Here is an 18,142-nt window from a genome sequence, read left to right on the forward strand (position 1 = left end):
ACCTCTTTGGTCACCTTCTTTGGTTAGTCGAGTTCCTGCATCGCTTTGTCCGCATTGATTTTCATAGACACGATGGTCTTTTTGATGATTCCTTCTTTTTTTAATTGACTAATGATCGCACTTACCGTTTCACGGCTTGAGCCGACCATGGTTGCAATATCATGATGGGTGATTTTCACATCAATGGTCTGCCATTCTTTACTCCGTTTTCCAAACTTTTCACTTAACTTCAATAACAATGAGAGGACGCGATAACGGACGTCTCTTAACGCAATTTGTTCACTTACCTCATAAATATCCTTAAGTCGAGAGGAAAGAATTTCAATCAGTTTAATGGCAAGCTTTGGATTTTGTTCAATCAGATTTTCAAACTCAGATTTCCCGATTACACAAAGATAGACATCGGACATTGCTTCTGCATAATCTTGTTCTTCCGTTAATGAAAAAGTAGCTGTTTCACCAAAGATATTACCGTCTCCTAGAATATCTACAGTGAATTGCTTCCCATTCTCGCTCATACGATAGAGACGTACTTGTCCTTTTTTCAATAAATATAAAGCTTGGATGTTCGTTTCAGGAGTGAAGATCGTTGTACCTTTCTTCAAAGGCTGCATATCTGATATTCGATCGATTTCTTCTAATTCGTTCATCGGCATTTCTTCAAATAAGTTGATTTGTGATAGGTATTTAAGCTTGTCCATATCAGTTATCCCTCCTATAGCTACTTCTATTATAAATTGCTTGCACGCTCATAAAAGTAATATACCTTACATACTTTTCACATTTGATTAAGATAGTATGAGGATGAAGAGGAGGTTTGTGTCATGTATGATACACCTGTACTTTATACGATTAATAGTTGCTCTCGATGTCAAATCGTAAAAAACCATTTACTATCAATGGATATCGATTTCAGCGAAGTGAATTTGTCCCAAACACCCGATCGACATCGGGATTTAAAAGCCTATATCGGTGAAGTTTATGTACCGCTTTTCATATATGGTAATCGTATCATTAAAGGTGATTGTCTAGAAGAAATTAATAAAATACTCATCCAAAGTGGTGATAGAATTGTCAAAAGCAACATTAAACCCGATTCAACATGTTGAGTAGGTAATAACGGAGTTTACGAACCAGCCAAGAACGACAAGTAAATCAATACAAATGAAAAACCAGGGTTTCAGATGGGGTAGTCTGTCTCCCTGATTTTTTATTTATTGAGCCATTTTTTCCGGAATACAAAGCCTATGATGGTCAGAATTCCAAGTATACCAATGATGATGAGCATTCTTTCATTGAACGTTTCAATCTCTTTCATATCGTGACCTAATACCGTATAAGCAATCGTTGCCGGCAGCATGCCTATGCCGGTTGAAAGAAGAAAAGTTCTCATTTTCATTCCTGCAAGACCCGCTGCAAAGCTGATCAAATCAAAGGATACGACAGGAATTAAACGAGCGAAGAGAACAATCCAAAAGGCATATTTTCCATTGAGATGATCTAATTTATGGATCAGATGGCTATTCGACACTTTCTTTTTAACATATTCATACCCCAGCTTCTTTGCAAGGTAATAAGCGACTAGAGCTCCCAACATCGCACCCGTCCATGAGATGATCGTTCCCCAAAGCAATCCAAATAACAATCCGTTTGTACTCGTTACAAGAAAAGCAGGGATAGGCGCCGCAACTGCCTGAAATATCATCAATCCAATGCTTATAAGAGGTGCAAGAATCCCCCAAGATTGGACATAAACCACAACATGGTCCAAGGAATCGCTTGTTAATAATCCGATTAAATCCTGCCCGTTATTAATAAGAAAAACTGTAAGGATAATAAAGAGAGCAATGGTTAGCGTTTTTTTCACTATGAAGACTCCTAAAAGATAATTGCTCTCCATTATACTGCTTCTCCTGGTAAAAGACGAATAAACTGGATCTTTTAGAAAATTGAAATATCCGCATCAGCAGTATTCGTTTGTTTCGGAAATAGAAGTCTTTCTGTATAGGCTGAACTTTGATCCCCTTTATTGTAAGCATTGGCGATCTTACCATAAAATGCTCTTGCTTCTCGTACGGTTCGTTTTCCGGTCACGATATCATGCACAAGATTCAACGTCAGGATATTCATTGCTTCATTATGACACTTGACCGAAACTTCTCCTTTTGTCCGGTCTGGATACACACTCCCATCAAAGGTGGCAATTTCATCATAGAGATCAATTGGAATTTTGTAACTGATCGTTTGTTCTAAAAAGTCCTTGTGAGGAGTAGGGAAATCATGAGCAACGGACTCTCGGAACAACATGATATTATTCCATGGTCCTCGATGGAACCAAATGAGAGCACTCGTCGTATATTCATCTGGCATTCCGTATTTTTGTATCAGTTCATAACCGACGTGTCGTTGTGGTTCAGGCCAGTATCCTAACAGTCTCATGATGGTGTAGTAATATTGATGCATCATGTTCCTCCTGTGGGTAGTTAGATGCTGTAAGTATATGAAATGAAGTCACAAATTGTGCGAATGCCTATTCTGACTTTCCTTAATATGGAACTCATTGACCGAATATTTTGTAATTTACCTTACAGTAATGAAAGGGGATTCTTTTTATAATGAAAGTAACTTTTGAAAGGAGTGAAAAATAATGGCAGAAGTCAAAAGTGTGAATGAAACGAATCCATTGACTATGGGAACATCACTGAAAGCATCCGCAATTGGAGGAATTGTAGCTGGTATTGTATTTGGGCTCTTTATGCAGATGATGGGCAAACTCCCGATGGTTGCAATGTTGGTCGGTTCAGAAAGTGTGGCAGTTGGCTGGTTCGTCCATATGGTCATCAGTGTAATTTTCGGATTAGGGTTTGGTGCGCTGGCATCAGGCAGAAGCAACATCTATGGTTTAGCCATCATCTATGGAATTGTCTTATGGATAATCGGACCACTATTAATCATGCCTGCAATGCTTGGAATGGGTGTGATGATCGGAAAGGCGTTTACAGGCGCTCAACTAATGAATTTGATGACACATATCGGTTTCGCCTTAATCCTTGCCTTTGTATACAATAAGACGAACAAATAAAACCCCTTGTGATACCCATTAGAGATATGTAACGAAAAAACCCCGCCAACTGTTGTTGGTGGGGTCAAATTTATGAGTTTTGTATCAATTTCGCGTCGAATACAAAAGGGCCGAATGGAAGGACGGAAGCGATGATTCCTAAGGCAGCTTTTCTCATCGACCAGTCCAGATTGAATTTCAGATAAACCACCATCATGCAGTAGAGGACGAATAACCCTCCATGGATCGCGCCGACAATACTAACAGCGAGCGGATAATCGAATATGTATTTTAATGGCATTGCAATTCCTAACAATAATAAGAAAGACACTCCTTCAGAATATCCTACGTATCGGAACATTTTCAGCATCATATCACTCCTGTTTCTAGATCATTGTACGTGTTCCATTGTCATTATAACAACCTCATATGCATAACATACTTCTTTTTTGTAGACGATTTATGACAATTCCTTTTGAGGGGTTATGCTAAAAATCAGGCTTGATATTAGGAAGAATAGAAGTGTAAGGCGGCGACTCCAGCGGGAAAAGCAACAGCTGAAGACCCCACAGAGCGAGGAATTAAGGATCTTCGACTAACAACCACCACGTCCTGTGGTGAACGTCGAAGCCACCACATCCTGTGGAAGTGAGGAGGCTGAAGCGTTGCCCGCGGAAAGCGTCCGCCTGAAGCATACTATATGCATCCTTTAACAAAGCGAAACATTGTATAACAATTAATCCTTGACAAGTTGTCAGTAAATTTACTAAGATATGTTTAAGTTTTTAGAATAAAGTTAGATTAGTTGAGATGAGAATGAGAGACGAGTTTGAGAGAGTTGAGGCGAGCTAAGGTACGTTTAAGCATGACGATTCCTTGGGTACCTTTATGTCCTTGGGATTTTTTTATTTTATACCTTCCAATATTTATACCTCAGCTCTATCAGTCTCCATAAATAGGAGCGTGATAGAGATGTCTATTCATTATGTTAAACAATTCAAATTTATCCCACCTTGAACTTCTCTTGGTCTATGAACGATAAAAAAGATCGAGAGGAGACTCTAAATGATACAAACCCAATTAAAACACGCCATAGAAGGGGCGACATTTTCAGAAAAAGAAGCCCACTCTATCATGGATCATATTATGACAGGCAAGGTCAGCTCAAACCAGATTGCGAGTTTACTGACCATCTTACGTATGCGAGGAGAAACCGTCGATGAATTGACTGGTTTCGCAAAATCGATGCGAAAACATGCTGTTCAATTCCCCCAACCACTGGAAGATGCAGTTGATACATGTGGTACTGGCGGGGACGATTCTGGGACATTCAACATTTCAACAGCTTCTGCCATCGTGATGGCAGCGTTAGGTGTAAAGGTAGCGAAGCATGGAAATCGTTCTTTTTCATCAAAAAGCGGTAGTGCAGATGTCTTGGAACAATTGAACATACCCACCCAATCGGGAGTGGAGGAAGCGATCCAAGCACTCGATTCGCATTCCATGACGTTCCTGTTTGCACCGTTATATCACCCTGCGATGAAGCATGCTGTTCATCCAAGAAAAGACATCGGATTCCGAACAGTCTTTAATATTCTAGGACCACTCTGTAACCCTGCAGGCTGCAGCCGTCAGTTGATCGGAGTATATGATCACAACCTTGCCCGTAAAATGGCCCAGGTCGTACAAAGACTCGGTATACAAAAAGCACTGATTGTTTCAGGCAAGGATGGCTTGGATGAATGTACGATTACGACAACCACGAACGTACTCGTGGTGACGCCAGATAACATTGAGTCAATGGTCATTCACCCTGAAGATGTTGGACTAAAACAAGGCTCCTTAACAGAGATCCAGGTGAAATCACCACCTGAGAGTGCAGCCTTGATTCGGCGGATTTTCAACGGTACATCCAATCCTTCCGCTAAGAATATCGTCATCCTGAATGCTGCTGCAGGCCTTGTCGCTTCAGGTAAAGCTGAAACGTTTACAAGTGCTGTTCCGATCGTGAAGGATGCACTTGAGTCAGGTCGTGTTCTCAATCATTATCACCACATGACAAACACAGAGGAGAGATCCTATGCTTAGTCAGATTGTGGATACCAAAAGACAGGAAGTTAAGGAAATTCCCGATACGTTTCCTGAAAAACCTTATCCAATCCGCTCATTGTCAGAAGCTATCCTTAATCCGAATCAAGCGCTCGGACTCATAGCGGAAGTAAAAAAAGCTTCCCCGTCTAAAGGACTCATCCGAAAGGATTTTGATCCGGTTATGATTGCGAAAACGTACGAGAAATCAGGCGCTCACGCCATTTCCGTGCTAACCGATCGCGATTATTTTCAAGGAGCAAAAGAGTATTTGACACAAATAAGGGAAATGAACAACCTCCCGCTTTTGAGGAAAGATTTCATCATTGATCCGATTCAAGTCAAAGAAAGCAGGGCAATCGGCGCCGATGCCATTCTTCTCATACAAGCGATACTCGAGCCCAATCAAGCCAAGGAACTTTACTTGAGTGCAAAAGAGATTGGATTGGAGGTCTTAATGGAAGTCCATTCCGTCAGAGAATTAGAAACCGTACTGGATACCTTTACACCAGATCTACTCGGAATCAATAATCGCGACTTACGGACGTTCGAGACGAACGTGGAACATACTCAGGTTATCGCGCAGCATGTACCGAAGCATATCCCATTCATCAGTGAGAGCGGGATTGCGAGCGCTAAGGATATCAGCTTAGTCAAACAAGCAGGAGCGAAGGGCATCCTGGTCGGAGAAACCTTGATGCGTGCCACGTCAATAACGGATTGTATATCAAGTCTTTTTGGTGAGAACACATGACGAAATTAAAGATCTGCGGAGCACGTACACAAGAAGATTTTCACTTAATCAATACGAGCTCAGCCGACTATGTCGGATTCATCTTTGCAAAAAGTAAACGACAGGTTACACCCCAAACAGTGAAACAATGGATACCTGATGATCGGAAGAGCTTGCTTGTCGGGGTGTTTGTCGATCCAACAGTAATGGAAGTCCAGGAGGTATTAGAGGAAGTCGATTTGGATGTCCTTCAGCTTCATGGCACCGAAAGCATTACGTTTATAAAGGATCTGAAGGTACGCACAGGAAAGGAAATCTGGAAAGCACTTTCCCATTCTGAACGTACGCTCGACGAAATGGAGATTTATGTGGACGTAGTGGAGGGCTTCGTCATTGATACGAAAGTGAATGGTCGAACTGGCGGGACTGGAGTCCGATTCGACTGGAAGGCGATTCCTTCCTACACGCATTTTGCCAAAAAACATAACAAACTTTGCTTTATAGCAGGCGGTTTGACTGCCAAAAATGTCCAAGAATGCCTTGGCTATGGACCGATTGGCATCGACCTATCCAGCGGGGTAGAACGAGATGAAGCGAAAAGTGAAACGGAAATAACAAAACTGATAGAAAGGATGAATGCACATGCATACGGTATATCCAGATGAAAAAGGACGGTTCGGCCAATTTGGCGGACGTTATGTACCAGAAACGTTGATGTTTGCACTTGAAGAATTGGAAGAAGCCTTTCAGAAAGCGATGGAGGACAATACGTTTCAAGAACAACTCAATAAAGAATTGACCTTGTATTCGGGAAGACCCACACCGCTAACTTTTGCCGAGAATACGACGAAACGTTTCGGAGGAGCGAAGATCTACTTGAAACGTGAAGATTTGAACCATACAGGCGCACATAAAATCAACAATGCAATTGGACAAGTGTTACTTGCCAAAAGGATGAACAAGACGAAAGTTGTGGCAGAGACAGGAGCAGGACAACATGGGGTTGCCGTCGCCACTGCATGTGCCAGATATGGTCTTTCCTGTAAAGTGTTCATGGGTCAGGAAGATATTGCAAGACAATCGTTGAATGTATTTCGAATGAAGCTTCTGGGAGCTGAAGTCGTCTCAGTGACAAGTGGAAGCAAGACATTGAAGGATGCCACCAATGAAGCGATTCGTTATTGGGCTGGAGCCGTACAGGATACGTTTTACTGTATCGGATCGGTTGTAGGACCACATCCTTATCCACGAATCGTACGAGATTTCCAACGGATTATCGGTTTAGAAACGAAGGAGCAGTTCAACGAATACGAAGGAGGAGCTCCTGAAACAGTCATTGCTTGCGTTGGAGGTGGGAGCAACGCGATGGGAATGTTCCATCCATTCCTTGAGGATGAAGAAGTGGAACTCATCGGAGTGGAAGCAGGGGGATTAGGCCTCGAAACTGGAAAGCATGCTGCCTCCATTACAACGGGATCAATCGGTGTTCTACATGGATCGATGACTTTTTTGAACCAGGATGAGAGCGGTCAGATCCTAGAGCCTTATTCCATTTCAGCTGGGCTCGACTATCCAGGTGTCGGTCCTGAACATTCTCATCTCGCAGCAACAAAGCGAGTCACCTATAAAACGATTACGGATGCTGAGGCCCTTGAAGCCTTGAAAATCTTATCAGAGGAAGAAGGGATTCTTCCTGCAATTGAGAGTGCACATGCGCTAGCCCAGGCATTCGAGGAAGCCGTCAATCAACCTGAACATACATCCATCGTTGTATGCCTTTCAGGTCGTGGCGATAAGGATGTATCAACAATCATGAACCTTCTGGAGGAGGATGGAAGTTATGAATAACCGATTCCAAACATTGAAGAATGCACCGAAACCTATGTTCATCCCCTTTATCATGGCTGGAGATCCATCACCCGAAGACACAATTGAAACAGCACTTCTTTTACAAGAAGAAGGAGCAGATGTATTGGAACTCGGAATTCCATATTCTGATCCCCTCGCTGATGGCCCTGTTATCCAGGAGGCAGCAAAACGTGCGAAGGGGATGACGATCGGGAAAGCAATGATCCTTGTCGGAGAAATGCGGAAACGGGGATTGGATATACCTGTGCTCATTTTCACCTACATCAATCCGTTTCTAAAACTTGGAGAGGATCGATTTTTCCAATTGGCAAAAGAAAACGATGTAGATGGACTCCTTATACCAGATCTGCCGTTTGAAGAAAGTCATAGCTTGAGGGGTAGATGTCGAGCAGAAGAAATCAGCTTCATATCCCTTGTCGCTCCAACCACGTCACGTGAAAGGCTGTTCCGAATTGCTGAAGAAGCTCAAGGATTCTTATATTGCGTTTCTTCACTTGGTGTGACCGGTGAACGTTCAGACTTCCATCCAGAAACGAAACGGTTGCTGCAGGAAGCGAAGTCCTACACAACGATACCTGTTGCTCTCGGCTTTGGAATTTCAACCCGACAACAGTTCGTCGATGTCGGGGAATTATGTGACGGAGTTATTATTGGAAGCTCTTTGATTAAAAAAGCACATGAAATTCGAATCGATCCTACATTGGAATTTGGAAGCAGCTTCAAAGCTTATGTTTCTTCACTCGTAAATGGTGAGCAACATGTCAACAGCTGAGAGCTTGAATATCATCGACTGTACAATTAGAGATGGAGGGCTTGTGAATCAATGGAACTTTGGTGTTGAGTTTGTAAGCCGTCTATATGAAACGCTCAACCAAGCAAGGGTTGAATACATGGAAATCGGCTATCGGAATTCGCCTGAACTAGTAGGCGAGGTAGGTATAGGACCTTGGCGTTTTTGTGAGGAAAAAGTAATCAGAAAAGCCGTTCCTGTAAAAAAAAGCACGAAGCTGTCTGTCATGGTGGACATTGGAAAGTTTTACGTAAATGAAATTCCGCCTAAAGATGAGAGCATTGTTGATTTGGTGCGCGTCGCTTGTTACAGTTCACAAATTGAGGAAGCAATCGGCGCAATTAACGACCTTCATGTAAAAGGCTATGAAACCGCATTGAACATCATGGCGATCTCACGTGTCAACGAGACGGAACTAAGACAACAACTATACAAAGTACGATCATCTAAAGTTGATATCGTCTACATTGTCGACTCATTCGGCAGCTTATATATGGATGATATCAACAGGTTAACAAAGATTTATAAAAGATCCCTACCTGGTAAACAGATCGGCATCCACGCACACAACAACCTGCAGCTGGCTTTTGCGAATACCATTACCGCAAATCAAGCTGGATGTCGTTTCATGGATTCTACCGTCTATGGGATGGGGAGAGCAGCTGGCAATTGCCCAACAGAGTTATTGATCGGTTATCTCTATCCGAAATATAACATCAAGCCTATTCTAAAAGCGATTGAAGAATTGTTCATACCACTTCGCGAATTAGAAGAGTGGGGATATCTGATACCCTATGCATTATCAGGCCAATTGAATGAGCACCCAAGAACTGCAATCGAGTTACGTAATCAAACAGAAGCAAAAGACAACTATCTAGAGTTTTATGAACAGACGACTAAAGATAAAGATCGCCCACTACAAGTGGCGAGATAGTTGAGAGAAGAGCTGAGACAGGAGAGTTAGGTGAGCATGCAGAATTTCTTACAGTTGATGAAAGATGGAATCCAGCACAAATATGTGTCCAGTGGTGGAATTCAGATTAGCCGGACGAAAAAAGTGGTAGATGGCACAAAGCAACTGAATCATATCCTAGAAAAGGTAGATGAATACCGTGGGGCGCTATTTTCAAGCCGTTACGAGTATCCCGGTCGATATTCAAGGTGGGATGTCGGGTTCATACATCCTCCCATCGTCATCCGTGCAAAGGAGAAGAGCTTTACGGTTGAGGCACTGAATAAACGAGGGTTTGTGTTGTTGCCCCCTATTTTTGAGCAGTTGAAGAAGCAAAACGATTTATCAGCCCTCTCAATGGAGGAGTCCGTTATAAAAGGATTGGTTTCTGATTCAACAGGTGTATTTGCTGAAGAGGAACGGAGTCAGCAACCGTCCATTTTTACGGTCATTAGAGAGATCAAGTCGCTTTTCGCATCCGAAGAGGATTCGTTTCTGGGATTATATGGTGCGTTTGGGTACGATCTCGTCTTCCAATTCGAGCCGATTGAGCAAAAACTGGAAAGGTACGATCATCAATCCGATATCGTTCTCTATTTACCAGATGAAATCATTGTGGTCGATCATCAGGCAACCAAAGCCTATCAATTGTCCTATGAATTCCAATATGAACATTTGTGTACGAACGACAAGGAAAGAATCGGCGACAAGTCAAGAGGACAACGAAATCGTGCTCAACCTTCCGAAGAATACCGACCAGGCCATTATGCAAGTCTCGTCCACAAGGCGAAAGCCGCTTTTAAAAGTGGTGACATGTTCGAGGTCGTACCCTCACAGACCATCTATGAAACGTGTCATTCCAAACCTTCGGAGGTGTTTAATCGACTCCAGAAAATCAATCCAAGTCCTTATGGTTTCATAATCAACCTCGGTGAGGAATTTCTTGTCGGTTCATCACCTGAAATGTATGTCAGGGTAGAAGGAAAACGTGTTGAAACGTGCCCGATATCAGGAACAATCAAGCGAGGAAGCAATGCACTGGAAGACGCAGACCAGATCCGGAAACTCCTCAATTCAAAAAAAGATGAAGAAGAATTGACGATGTGCACGGACGTCGACCGAAACGATAAATCACGAATCTGCATCCCCGGTTCTGTAAATGTGGTGGGAAGAAGACAAATTGAACTGTATTCCCATTTGATTCATACGGTTGACCATGTTGAAGGGTATCTACGTCCGGAATTCGATGCACTGGATGCATTCCTATCGCATATGTGGGCAGTAACTGTGACCGGTGCTCCAAAAAAATCAGCGATTGATTGGATTGAAAGACATGAAGAGACACCAAGAGGATGGTACGGCGGCGCCGTGGGCTGGTACAGCTTCAATGGTGATCTGAATACGGGTTTGACGTTGAGGACAATCCGCTTGAAGGATGAAATTGCTGAGATTCGAGCAGGCGCAACACTTCTTTATGATTCGATTCCGGAAGCGGAAGAAGAAGAGACATTGATCAAAGCGGCGGGTCTGCGAAAAGCAATCCAGGAAACCGAAACGAAACAGGAGACGAATCGGGAAAAGCAACAGGGTGTGGGAAAGAGAGTGCTCATTATCGATCATGAGGATTCCTTCGTCCATACGTTGGGGAACTACTTTAAACAAACCGGTGCTGAGGTCGTGACGATGAGAGCTCCAATTGCCCGACAGGTCATCCAGGAGGGTCTTCATTATGATCTGGTTGTCCTTTCACCTGGCCCTGGTTTACCAGAAAGGTTTCAGGTGTCGAATACGATTCGCTTATGTTTGGATAAGGAAATTCCGATTTTCGGTGTCTGCTTAGGGTTCCAGGGTATTGTCGAATACTTCGGTGGAAGGTTGGATGTCCTCAGCTACCCTCAACACGGGAAAACCTCCAGAATTACTCAACTAGGAGAGAATCAATTGTTTGCGGGATTACCAGAAGCGTTCAACGCCAGCCGTTACCACTCCATTTATGCTGAGACGATCCCTGAAACGTTGAAAGTGACTGGTTGCTCTCAGGACAACATTCCAATGGCTATCGAGCATCGTGATTTTCCGATCTATGGTGTCCAGTTTCATCCGGAATCCATAGTCAGTACAAACGATCAAATCGGCTTGAGAATCATTATGAATGTCATGAAAACCATCGTCAATAATGATAGAAGTGTAAGAGTGTAGATAACAAAAACAAGCAGCCTAATAGGCTGCTTGTTTTCTTTTTTAAGAACATTATGCAGAGCTGCTATCCTACCCTCAAAACTGTATTTCTCTTATTTTCAGGGAGGATAGAGGCGTTACCTTACCCTCAAAACGCCATTTCTCTCATTTTTGGTGAGGATAGAGGTGTTATCTTACCCTCAAAACTCCATTTCTCTCATTTTTGGTGAGGATAGAGGCAATACCTTACCCTCATAACTCCATTTCTCTCCTTTTGGGTGAGGATAGAGGTGTTATCCTACCCTCAAAACTGTATTTCTCTCATTTTGGGTGAGGATAGAGCTGTTATCTTACCCTCAAAACTGTATTCCTCTCAGTTTTAGGGGAGGATAGAGGTGTTATCTTACCCTCAATACTCTATTTCTCTCATATTCGGAGAGGATAGAGGCGTTTATTCCCCCAAAATTCACATCCACTTTTAAAGGAATATTCGTCTGGTTGTTTAATAGAGAATTATACAACTTTCCATTATCTAACAAAGAGGGTGCTTCAAAATCAAGTATTCTTTTATAGGAATCCTACTCATTACTCTTGTTGCATGTACGAACACTGATCCACCCAACACAGAGACTGTAAAAGAATCAACAGAAAATGATGTAGAAACCCACATGGAATGGGTTGATTGGGCTTCTGAAAATGCAAAACCCATCCAATCTGTTGACTCTTCAGACTTCAGTGACCTACAGTTTTTGAAAGAAGTGCTGGAGGACAAGCAGGTGGTGTTTTTGGGAGAGAGTTCCCATGGTGTTTCGGAATACCAGGCACTAAAAGCTCGCCTGATTAAATTTTTACATAAGGAAATGGGCTTCAATGTTTTAGCGTTCGAAAGCGGACTTGCAGAGACGACGAGTTCATTTCACTTGATGGAGGGCATGACATCCGAAGAGATGATGAAAGAATCGATCTTTGGCGTCTGGCACAGTGAAGAATCGTCTTCATTGTTTTCTTATATCCAGCAAAAAAGCAAAACCGATAGACCGTTAACTTTGACAGGGTTTGATATTCAATTCCAGAACAGCAACATCTATCAACAATACTTCCAAACAACGTATCAATTCTTAGATAATGCTGAGGAGAATATAGCCAGCCTGGAAAAACGCTTTAAACGTCTTTGGGATGAAACGTCACAGGAAGAATTGACGACTTTAGCCCAAGACTACGAGTCTTTATTAAACACAATCGAACAGCACCCTCATCCTGATTCAAAAATACAAATGCTACATGAGAGGATACTTGAGTATCGGATCATCGCCATCGAAAAATTTTACACTGTTCAAAACTCACCAGAATTTAAGACGTCAGATGAAAAAACGAGTCTGTTGTACAACATACGTGATGATTGGTCGGCAAAAAATTTAGAATGGCTTATTGAAGAGTATTTTCCCGAAGAGAAAATCATTGTATATGCTCACAACGGTCACATTGAGAAAAGCCGATCAAATGCTTTCCAATGGAACAAAAACCTTCAAGGTTCTCGATTCGATTTCATATCAATGGGGGAAAGAATGGCTACTTCGTTAGGAGATAGGGCTTATTATATCGGCTTATATATGAATGAAGGGAAAGCAGCGTTCAACGATCGTAAAGAATACGTCATAGCCCCACGGCCAAAAGGAAGCATGGAATGGATTGTAAGTTCAAGCAACCATGACATTTCATTCATTGATTTTGGGAGCGTAGAAAAAGAAAAAGGGAGTGAATGGATTTTCAAGCCTACACCTAGTTTCATTGACGGTAATCGACTCTTTAATATGATTCCGAGTCGTCAATACGATGGTGTCATCGTGTTTAAAGAAGTCACTCCACCAAGATATATAACCAATTAACTATTTTCATTCTAGTAAATCGACGCATAATTTTTGAAATAGGTTCATTTTTTCTAATCTAGGTTCATAATTTCCAAAATAGGTTCATAAATCTTAAATTTGGTGTGATTTAACGTCAAATAGGTTCATAATTCCTATCCGCTCAACATAATCAAATTCATTAGAGGATAATGAGTTTAATGATCGAAATATTTGAAAAGCGAATTAGGAGGGATGAATAGTGAGGAAAGGCTTTGTTTCCATACTCCTAGGTGTCTTAATTGGTGTTTCCATCGCGTATTTTACACTCGATTATAACGGATGGACCTTTATGTATCCTGGTCCCGATGGTGAAGCGGTGCGGACCATCCACGAATTGGATGTTGATTTGTTATTGGACGGTACTTTAATCGTTGTTGGTGTTTCAGCATTCATATATACCATCTGGACGATGATTGAAAAAGGCAAAAGGAATCGAGAGGTGCAATAAAACGGATGTTGATAAGAAACAGTGACACGCGTGATTTTAAACGGATCATTCCTCGATTAAATGAGTGGTGGGGCGGTAGAGAGGTAGCTCATCTATTGCCTCGCTTTTTATTTGAACATTTTCAGGATACTAGTTTCATTGTTGAAGAAGATGATCACATTGTCGGATTTTTAATCGGATTTCGATCACAGACGAGAGAAGATGAGGCGTATATCCATCTCATAGGAGTCCATCCTGATTTCCGAAAACTCGGACTCGGCAGGAAGCTTTATCATACGTTTTTCGCTAAGGTACAAGAAATGAACATTAACAAGGTTTACGCCATCACGTCACCGATAAACGAGCATTCCATTCTTTTTCATAGACAGATGGGATTTTTAATCATTCCGGGAGACGAGGAAGTAAATGGGGTAAGTGTGCAAACAAATTATGATGGACAAGGAAATGATAGAGTTTTATTTGTGAAAGATTTGTCAAAAAGATAAAATGAAAATAGAAATTTGAGTTAAAAGGAAGGTTACATCCCATTTGAAGCCATTTACTAAGAAAGTTATTACCATCATAAGTGATATTCCTTCCGGCAAGGTGATGACATACGGACAAATTGCAAAGTTGGCAGGGAGTCCAAAAGGAGCAAGGCAAGTCGTTCGTGTCTTGCATACGATGAGTAAACCTTATGATTTACCCTGGCACCGGGTGATCAATTCGAAGGGCGAGATTTCAATTCAAGATGAAGTCCTAGCCTCACTCCAAAAACAAAAACTCCATCAAGAAGGCGTGCCAACGACCTCACCGTTAAAAATTGATTTAAAGCATTATCAGCACCATCCAGAAGAATGGATTGATGATGTTAACATCATATGATTATGGTTAACTAAAACTTCAGCCCAAGGGTTAGAAGTTTTTTTATATGGGAAAAATGATAGAATCCATTAGGAAAATAGACCATTCTTTCTTGGATAAAGTTTAATGACAGATAAAGATGTGAAAGGTTTTTGTAACGAAATCAATGGAAGGGGGAGCTCTGATGAAGCGCTCGTTATGGATTTTCTTTCTTGTCATGTTCGTTGTTTTATTAGCTGCCTGCGGATCTGATACGTCTGATGATGCTCAAAATGATGAAGAAAACCCATCATTAAGCGGGAACGAAAATGAAGGTAATGTGAAGGATGAAGTCGTCCCAATAAGTGTGGATCTGAAAAACAGTGACGGTGATAATATCGGTACGGTTGATCTCGAGCAACAATTCGAAGGCGTAAAGATCACGGTTGAAGCGTCAAATCTATCTCCGGGAAAACATGGATTCCATATTCATGAGAAAGGTGTTTGTGAAGCTCCAGATTTCAAATCGGCTGGAGGACATTTCAATCCGGATGATGTGAGTCATGGGACTGAACATGGTGAAGAAGCACATGCAGGAGACCTGCCAAATCTTTCAGTTGACGAAAACGGTGAAGTACAAGAAGAGTTTGTTGCTGAAAAGGTAACGCTAAAAAGCGGGGAACCGAACTCCTTGATAGGCTCAAATGGGACAGCCTTCATCATTCACAAGAAGGCGGACGACAATAAATCACAGCCCTCAGGTGATGCAGGTGACCGTGTAGCATGCGGTGTCATAAGCGAAATGAAATAAAATAAAGGATAGACTCTTACCAAAACACCCCAAAGGCTGTGATCTCCTACAGGGGTGTTTTGTTTTCCCATATTTACAAAAATAGAAACATATTCTGGCTAAATGCTTCATACACTTGCACCACTTACCTTTTTTTGTTTCAAAAAACAAGAGGAAAGGGGTGAGTGAGGTGCAAGGGAATATTTTCACGTATTTTGCTGCGTTAGTAGCGGGTTACATGTTACTTGGAATTTCTTTAGATGGCACCTTTTTAGAAAGCTTTGGCTCCGCAATCGATATCATTGGAATTATCACTGTCATTGTTTTTGCAGCTGTTCTTATTTTCAAAGGTGTGAAACAGCTTATTCACAAAGCTTAACTGGATGTACATGAAGGCGACCTTCTGGGGTCGCCTTTTTCTAATTAGGTGAAAAATTCAGACACATAAGGTACGCTTAGGATAGAAATTATTTTCTCTCAACTGAGAGAGAGGAAGGAGGCGGTTGAATGAAAGCAGCCATTTTTGATTTTGATGGGACCCTGGCAGATACCTTGCCCTTATGTTTCCATTCTTTCAATCGTGTGTTTTATCATTTCGATCAGAAGGACTTTACGTCCGATGAAATAAAGGAGATGTTCGGTCCTCCTGAAACGGATATCATACGAAACCAATTGAAGAGTGACGATCATGAAGATGCGATTGAAATGTATTATGAGGAATATATGAGTAAACACTCAGACTTTGTTCAATTCCATGAAGAGTTGCATCACCTGTTAACACAACTCAAGCGTGAAGGTATAAAGCTTGGAATTGTCACAGGAAAATCTCGTAGAAGTCTCAAAATATCCATGGATGAACTACGAATGAATGAATTCTTTGATATAACGATAACGGGAGATGAAGTCGAGAACCCAAAGCCTCATCCAGAGGGTGTTATTCAAGCATTGAGAGACCTGAATATCAAGAAAGAAGATGCTGTTTTTCTAGGAGATAGTGATGCGGATATTGAAGCCGGGAAACGAGCAGGTCTTTACACAATCGGCGTAAAATGGTTACCGAACACACAAGTTACCGAGTTTGCGGTAAAACCGGATCATGTCATGCAGGATGTCAATGAATTCATGAACCTGGATTTGCTCCAGAAAAAATAAGATCCTAATCCAAATTAATCGATGGGGGATACGACGATCATGCAAACTTTATTTGAATACAATTGGCAGGTCCGTAATGAATGGTTTGAATGGTGCAAACAAGTACCTGAGAATGAATTACGAGCGGAACGTACTGGTGGGGTAGGAAGCATCATTCGGACGTTATATCACGTTGTCGATGTCGAATACAGCTGGATACAGCTTCTACAAGGAAAGCCAGACATAAAAGAAGCTTATGACCGTTATGACACGCTTCAAAAGGTCATTGACTTGTCAAATGAATTTCATCCGGAAGTTGAAGCGTATATTCGAAGCTGGAGTAGTCAAATGGAAAACGAGCTTGATCACCGATTTAACAAGTACAAAAAAGGTGAAGTGCTCAGACACATCATTGCACATGAGATCCATCATATTGGACAACTTTCCATCTGGTCAAGAGAACTAGGGAAGAAGCCTGTTTCGGCTAGTCTGATTGACCGAGGTCTCGTCATATCCAATTAGAAAAGCCTTTTACGTGTATGATCCTCTCTCGTCAGGTACACTATCTATAGTGAACAGAAGAAACGAGGGAAGTGAATGTGTGTCTTATTTTTCGCATTTAAGGTCCATGACGATTATCCGTTGATTGTTGCGGCGAATCGTGATGAATTCTATGAAAGACCTACTGCACCGCTGCATTTCTGGGAAGACGATCCTTCGATCCTTGCAGGGCGGGACCTGAAAGAAATGGGAACCTGGATGGGCATCTCCAAACAAGGAAGGTTTGCTGCGTTGACGAATTTCAGGGATCCTAGTGAATCGACAGAAAATAAACGTTCAAGAGGAGAACTTGTGTCTGACTTTCTCCAAAATGGAGAGGAGCCACTGGAGTTCCTTAAACAAAAGCAACTGGAGCGTCACGAATACCGGGGATACAACCTCATTGTCGGAAACAGCGAAGTACTCTTTTATTACTCGAATGTTCAAAATGAGATTCGAAAGCTTCAGCGAGGTATTTATGGTTTGAGTAATCACTTCCTTGATACACCATGGCCTAAAGTCATGAAAGGCAAGGAAGATATGGAGCGATGTCTTTCAGGTACAACCGTTATTGATCAAGAATGTTTGTTCAACATCCTAGATAATCGTGATCCTGCTGAACAGCACAGATTACCTGACACAGGTATCGGATTAGAGTGGGAAAAGAAGCTGTCTCCGATCTTCATTGAAACGGAAAAGTATGGGACACGCTCCTCGACGGTCTTGACGGTTAAGTCTGATCGTCATGTAAATGTGACCGAACGAAGTGTAAAAGACAATCATCTGAATACGGAACGATTTACCTTTCGAATTGAATAGTGAAAAGCTGACGC

Annotated in this window: 22 protein-coding genes; 18 read left to right on the forward strand and 4 right to left on the reverse strand. The window is 41.9% G+C overall.

Annotated features, from left to right (window positions below; all coding sequences use genetic code 11):
- Positions 1-23 precede the first annotated feature (23 nt).
- Positions 24-701, reverse strand: coding sequence for a Crp/Fnr family transcriptional regulator (locus V1497_RS09990; protein WP_349407417.1), 678 nt, complete (start codon positions 699-701; stop codon positions 24-26).
- A 123-nt stretch (positions 702-824) separates the two neighbouring features.
- On the opposite strand from V1497_RS09990, the gene V1497_RS09995 reads away from it, so the two are divergent.
- On the forward strand, positions 825-1,109 hold the full coding sequence (locus V1497_RS09995) for a glutaredoxin family protein (RefSeq protein WP_349407418.1): 285 nt from the start codon (positions 825-827) through the stop codon (positions 1,107-1,109).
- 101 nt (positions 1,110-1,210) lie between these two features.
- Here V1497_RS09995 and V1497_RS10000 read toward each other — a convergent pair whose 3' ends face one another.
- Both V1497_RS10000 and V1497_RS10005 read right to left on the reverse strand, forming a co-directional pair.
- Positions 1,211-1,867 (reverse strand): TVP38/TMEM64 family protein, encoded by a 657-nt coding sequence (locus tag V1497_RS10000; protein WP_349407419.1) that lies wholly within the window; start codon positions 1,865-1,867, stop codon positions 1,211-1,213.
- Between the two features lie 74 nt (positions 1,868-1,941).
- A complete protein-coding gene (locus V1497_RS10005) occupies positions 1,942-2,466 on the reverse strand; it encodes a hypothetical protein (protein WP_349407420.1) in 525 nt (174 codons plus the stop codon).
- Positions 2,467-2,647: 181 nt separating this feature from the next.
- Here V1497_RS10005 and V1497_RS10010 point away from each other — a divergent pair, with 181 nt between their 5' ends.
- Complete coding sequence (locus V1497_RS10010; RefSeq protein ID WP_349407421.1) at positions 2,648-3,082, forward strand: hypothetical protein; 435 nt, start codon at positions 2,648-2,650, stop codon at positions 3,080-3,082.
- A 70-nt stretch (positions 3,083-3,152) separates the two neighbouring features.
- On the opposite strand, the gene V1497_RS10015 is transcribed toward V1497_RS10010, so the two are convergent.
- Positions 3,153-3,434 (reverse strand): DUF3817 domain-containing protein, encoded by a 282-nt coding sequence (locus V1497_RS10015; protein ID WP_349407422.1) that lies wholly within the window; start codon positions 3,432-3,434, stop codon positions 3,153-3,155.
- A 692-nt stretch (positions 3,435-4,126) separates the two neighbouring features.
- Here V1497_RS10015 and trpD point away from each other — a divergent pair.
- The 16 genes from trpD (at position 4,127) to V1497_RS10095 (ending at position 18,128) form a co-directional block, all read left to right on the forward strand.
- Positions 4,127-5,149 (forward strand): anthranilate phosphoribosyltransferase, encoded by a 1,023-nt coding sequence (gene trpD, locus V1497_RS10020; protein WP_349407423.1) that lies wholly within the window; start codon positions 4,127-4,129, stop codon positions 5,147-5,149.
- Complete coding sequence (gene trpC, locus V1497_RS10025; protein WP_349407424.1) at positions 5,142-5,903, forward strand: indole-3-glycerol phosphate synthase TrpC; 762 nt, start codon at positions 5,142-5,144, stop codon at positions 5,901-5,903. Before trpD ends, trpC begins: the two co-directional genes overlap by 8 nt.
- Positions 5,900-6,547 (forward strand): phosphoribosylanthranilate isomerase, encoded by a 648-nt coding sequence (locus V1497_RS10030; RefSeq protein WP_349407425.1) that lies wholly within the window; start codon positions 5,900-5,902, stop codon positions 6,545-6,547. The genes trpC and V1497_RS10030 overlap by 4 nt, the downstream gene beginning before the upstream one ends.
- Positions 6,525-7,730 carry a tryptophan synthase subunit beta gene (gene trpB, locus V1497_RS10035; RefSeq protein WP_349407426.1) on the forward strand — a complete coding sequence of 402 codons (1,206 nt, stop codon included), beginning with the start codon at positions 6,525-6,527 and terminating at the stop codon, positions 7,728-7,730. The genes V1497_RS10030 and trpB overlap by 23 nt, the downstream gene beginning before the upstream one ends.
- The gene (gene trpA, locus V1497_RS10040) at positions 7,723-8,523 is read left to right on the forward strand and encodes a tryptophan synthase subunit alpha (RefSeq protein WP_349407427.1); all 801 of its coding nucleotides are present in this window, start codon (positions 7,723-7,725) and stop codon (positions 8,521-8,523) included. Before trpB ends, trpA begins: the two co-directional genes overlap by 8 nt.
- Positions 8,510-9,475 (forward strand): aldolase catalytic domain-containing protein, encoded by a 966-nt coding sequence (locus V1497_RS10045; protein ID WP_349407428.1) that lies wholly within the window; start codon positions 8,510-8,512, stop codon positions 9,473-9,475. Before trpA ends, V1497_RS10045 begins: the two co-directional genes overlap by 14 nt.
- A 36-nt stretch (positions 9,476-9,511) precedes the next feature.
- Complete coding sequence (locus tag V1497_RS10050) at positions 9,512-11,692, forward strand: anthranilate synthase component I (RefSeq protein ID WP_349407429.1); 2,181 nt, start codon at positions 9,512-9,514, stop codon at positions 11,690-11,692.
- A 647-nt stretch (positions 11,693-12,339) separates the two neighbouring features.
- Positions 12,340-13,557 (forward strand): erythromycin esterase family protein, encoded by a 1,218-nt coding sequence (locus V1497_RS10055; RefSeq protein ID WP_349407430.1) that lies wholly within the window; start codon positions 12,340-12,342, stop codon positions 13,555-13,557.
- A gap of 220 nt (positions 13,558-13,777) precedes the next feature.
- Positions 13,778-14,026: a hypothetical protein gene (locus V1497_RS10060; RefSeq protein ID WP_349407431.1), complete on the forward strand. Its 249-nt coding sequence runs from the start codon at positions 13,778-13,780 to the stop codon at positions 14,024-14,026.
- 5 nt (positions 14,027-14,031) lie between these two features.
- Positions 14,032-14,511: a GNAT family N-acetyltransferase gene (locus tag V1497_RS10065; RefSeq protein ID WP_349407432.1), complete on the forward strand. Its 480-nt coding sequence runs from the start codon at positions 14,032-14,034 to the stop codon at positions 14,509-14,511.
- Between the two features lie 103 nt (positions 14,512-14,614).
- Positions 14,615-14,890 carry an MGMT family protein gene (locus V1497_RS10070; RefSeq protein ID WP_349410788.1) on the forward strand — a complete coding sequence of 92 codons (276 nt, stop codon included), beginning with the start codon at positions 14,615-14,617 and terminating at the stop codon, positions 14,888-14,890.
- 163 nt (positions 14,891-15,053) lie between these two features.
- Positions 15,054-15,659, forward strand: a complete 606-nt coding sequence (locus tag V1497_RS10075) for a superoxide dismutase family protein (protein WP_349407433.1) — start codon at positions 15,054-15,056, stop codon at positions 15,657-15,659.
- A 169-nt stretch (positions 15,660-15,828) separates the two neighbouring features.
- A complete protein-coding gene (locus tag V1497_RS10080) occupies positions 15,829-16,017 on the forward strand; it encodes a hypothetical protein (RefSeq protein ID WP_349407434.1) in 189 nt (62 codons plus the stop codon).
- A 128-nt stretch (positions 16,018-16,145) separates the two neighbouring features.
- Complete coding sequence (locus V1497_RS10085; RefSeq protein WP_349407435.1) at positions 16,146-16,790, forward strand: HAD family hydrolase; 645 nt, start codon at positions 16,146-16,148, stop codon at positions 16,788-16,790.
- A gap of 39 nt (positions 16,791-16,829) precedes the next feature.
- Entirely contained in the window at positions 16,830-17,291 is a 462-nt protein-coding gene (locus tag V1497_RS10090; protein WP_349407436.1) for a DinB family protein, read from the forward strand.
- A gap of 75 nt (positions 17,292-17,366) precedes the next feature.
- Positions 17,367-18,128 (forward strand): NRDE family protein, encoded by a 762-nt coding sequence (locus V1497_RS10095; protein ID WP_349407437.1) that lies wholly within the window; start codon positions 17,367-17,369, stop codon positions 18,126-18,128.
- The last annotated feature ends 14 nt before the right edge of the window (positions 18,129-18,142 follow it).

This window comes from Pseudalkalibacillus sp. SCS-8, from assembly GCF_040126055.1.
GTDB lineage: Bacteria > Bacillota > Bacilli > Bacillales > Fictibacillaceae > Pseudalkalibacillus > Pseudalkalibacillus nanhaiensis.

Bases quoted from the DNA above. Each gene is read 5' to 3' on its own strand.
- V1497_RS10070 (WP_349410788.1), top strand. From the start codon at position 14,615: ATGACATACGGACAAATTGCAAAGTTGGCAGGGAGTCCAAAAGGAGCA.
- V1497_RS10050 (WP_349407429.1), top strand. From the start codon at position 9,512: ATGCAGAATTTCTTACAGTTGATGAAAGATGGAATCCAGCACAAATAT.
- V1497_RS10085 (WP_349407435.1), top strand. From the start codon at position 16,146: ATGAAAGCAGCCATTTTTGATTTTGATGGGACCCTGGCAGATACCTTG.
- V1497_RS09995 (WP_349407418.1), top strand. From the start codon at position 825: ATGTATGATACACCTGTACTTTATACGATTAATAGTTGCTCTCGATGT.
- V1497_RS10090 (WP_349407436.1), top strand. From the start codon at position 16,830: ATGCAAACTTTATTTGAATACAATTGGCAGGTCCGTAATGAATGGTTT.
- V1497_RS10055 (WP_349407430.1), top strand. From the start codon at position 12,340: ATGGAATGGGTTGATTGGGCTTCTGAAAATGCAAAACCCATCCAATCT.
- V1497_RS10010 (WP_349407421.1), top strand. From the start codon at position 2,648: ATGGCAGAAGTCAAAAGTGTGAATGAAACGAATCCATTGACTATGGGA.
- V1497_RS09990 (WP_349407417.1), bottom strand. From the start codon at position 701: ATGGACAAGCTTAAATACCTATCACAAATCAACTTATTTGAAGAAATG.
- V1497_RS10095 (WP_349407437.1), top strand. From the start codon at position 17,367: ATGTGTGTCTTATTTTTCGCATTTAAGGTCCATGACGATTATCCGTTG.
- V1497_RS10075 (WP_349407433.1), top strand. From the start codon at position 15,054: ATGAAGCGCTCGTTATGGATTTTCTTTCTTGTCATGTTCGTTGTTTTA.
- V1497_RS10005 (WP_349407420.1), bottom strand. From the start codon at position 2,466: ATGATGCATCAATATTACTACACCATCATGAGACTGTTAGGATACTGG.
- trpD (WP_349407423.1), top strand. From the start codon at position 4,127: ATGATACAAACCCAATTAAAACACGCCATAGAAGGGGCGACATTTTCA.
- trpA (WP_349407427.1), top strand. From the start codon at position 7,723: ATGAATAACCGATTCCAAACATTGAAGAATGCACCGAAACCTATGTTC.
- V1497_RS10065 (WP_349407432.1), top strand. From the start codon at position 14,032: ATGTTGATAAGAAACAGTGACACGCGTGATTTTAAACGGATCATTCCT.
- V1497_RS10015 (WP_349407422.1), bottom strand. From the start codon at position 3,434: ATGATGCTGAAAATGTTCCGATACGTAGGATATTCTGAAGGAGTGTCT.
- trpC (WP_349407424.1), top strand. From the start codon at position 5,142: ATGCTTAGTCAGATTGTGGATACCAAAAGACAGGAAGTTAAGGAAATT.
- trpB (WP_349407426.1), top strand. From the start codon at position 6,525: ATGCATACGGTATATCCAGATGAAAAAGGACGGTTCGGCCAATTTGGC.
- V1497_RS10030 (WP_349407425.1), top strand. From the start codon at position 5,900: ATGACGAAATTAAAGATCTGCGGAGCACGTACACAAGAAGATTTTCAC.
- V1497_RS10045 (WP_349407428.1), top strand. From the start codon at position 8,510: ATGTCAACAGCTGAGAGCTTGAATATCATCGACTGTACAATTAGAGAT.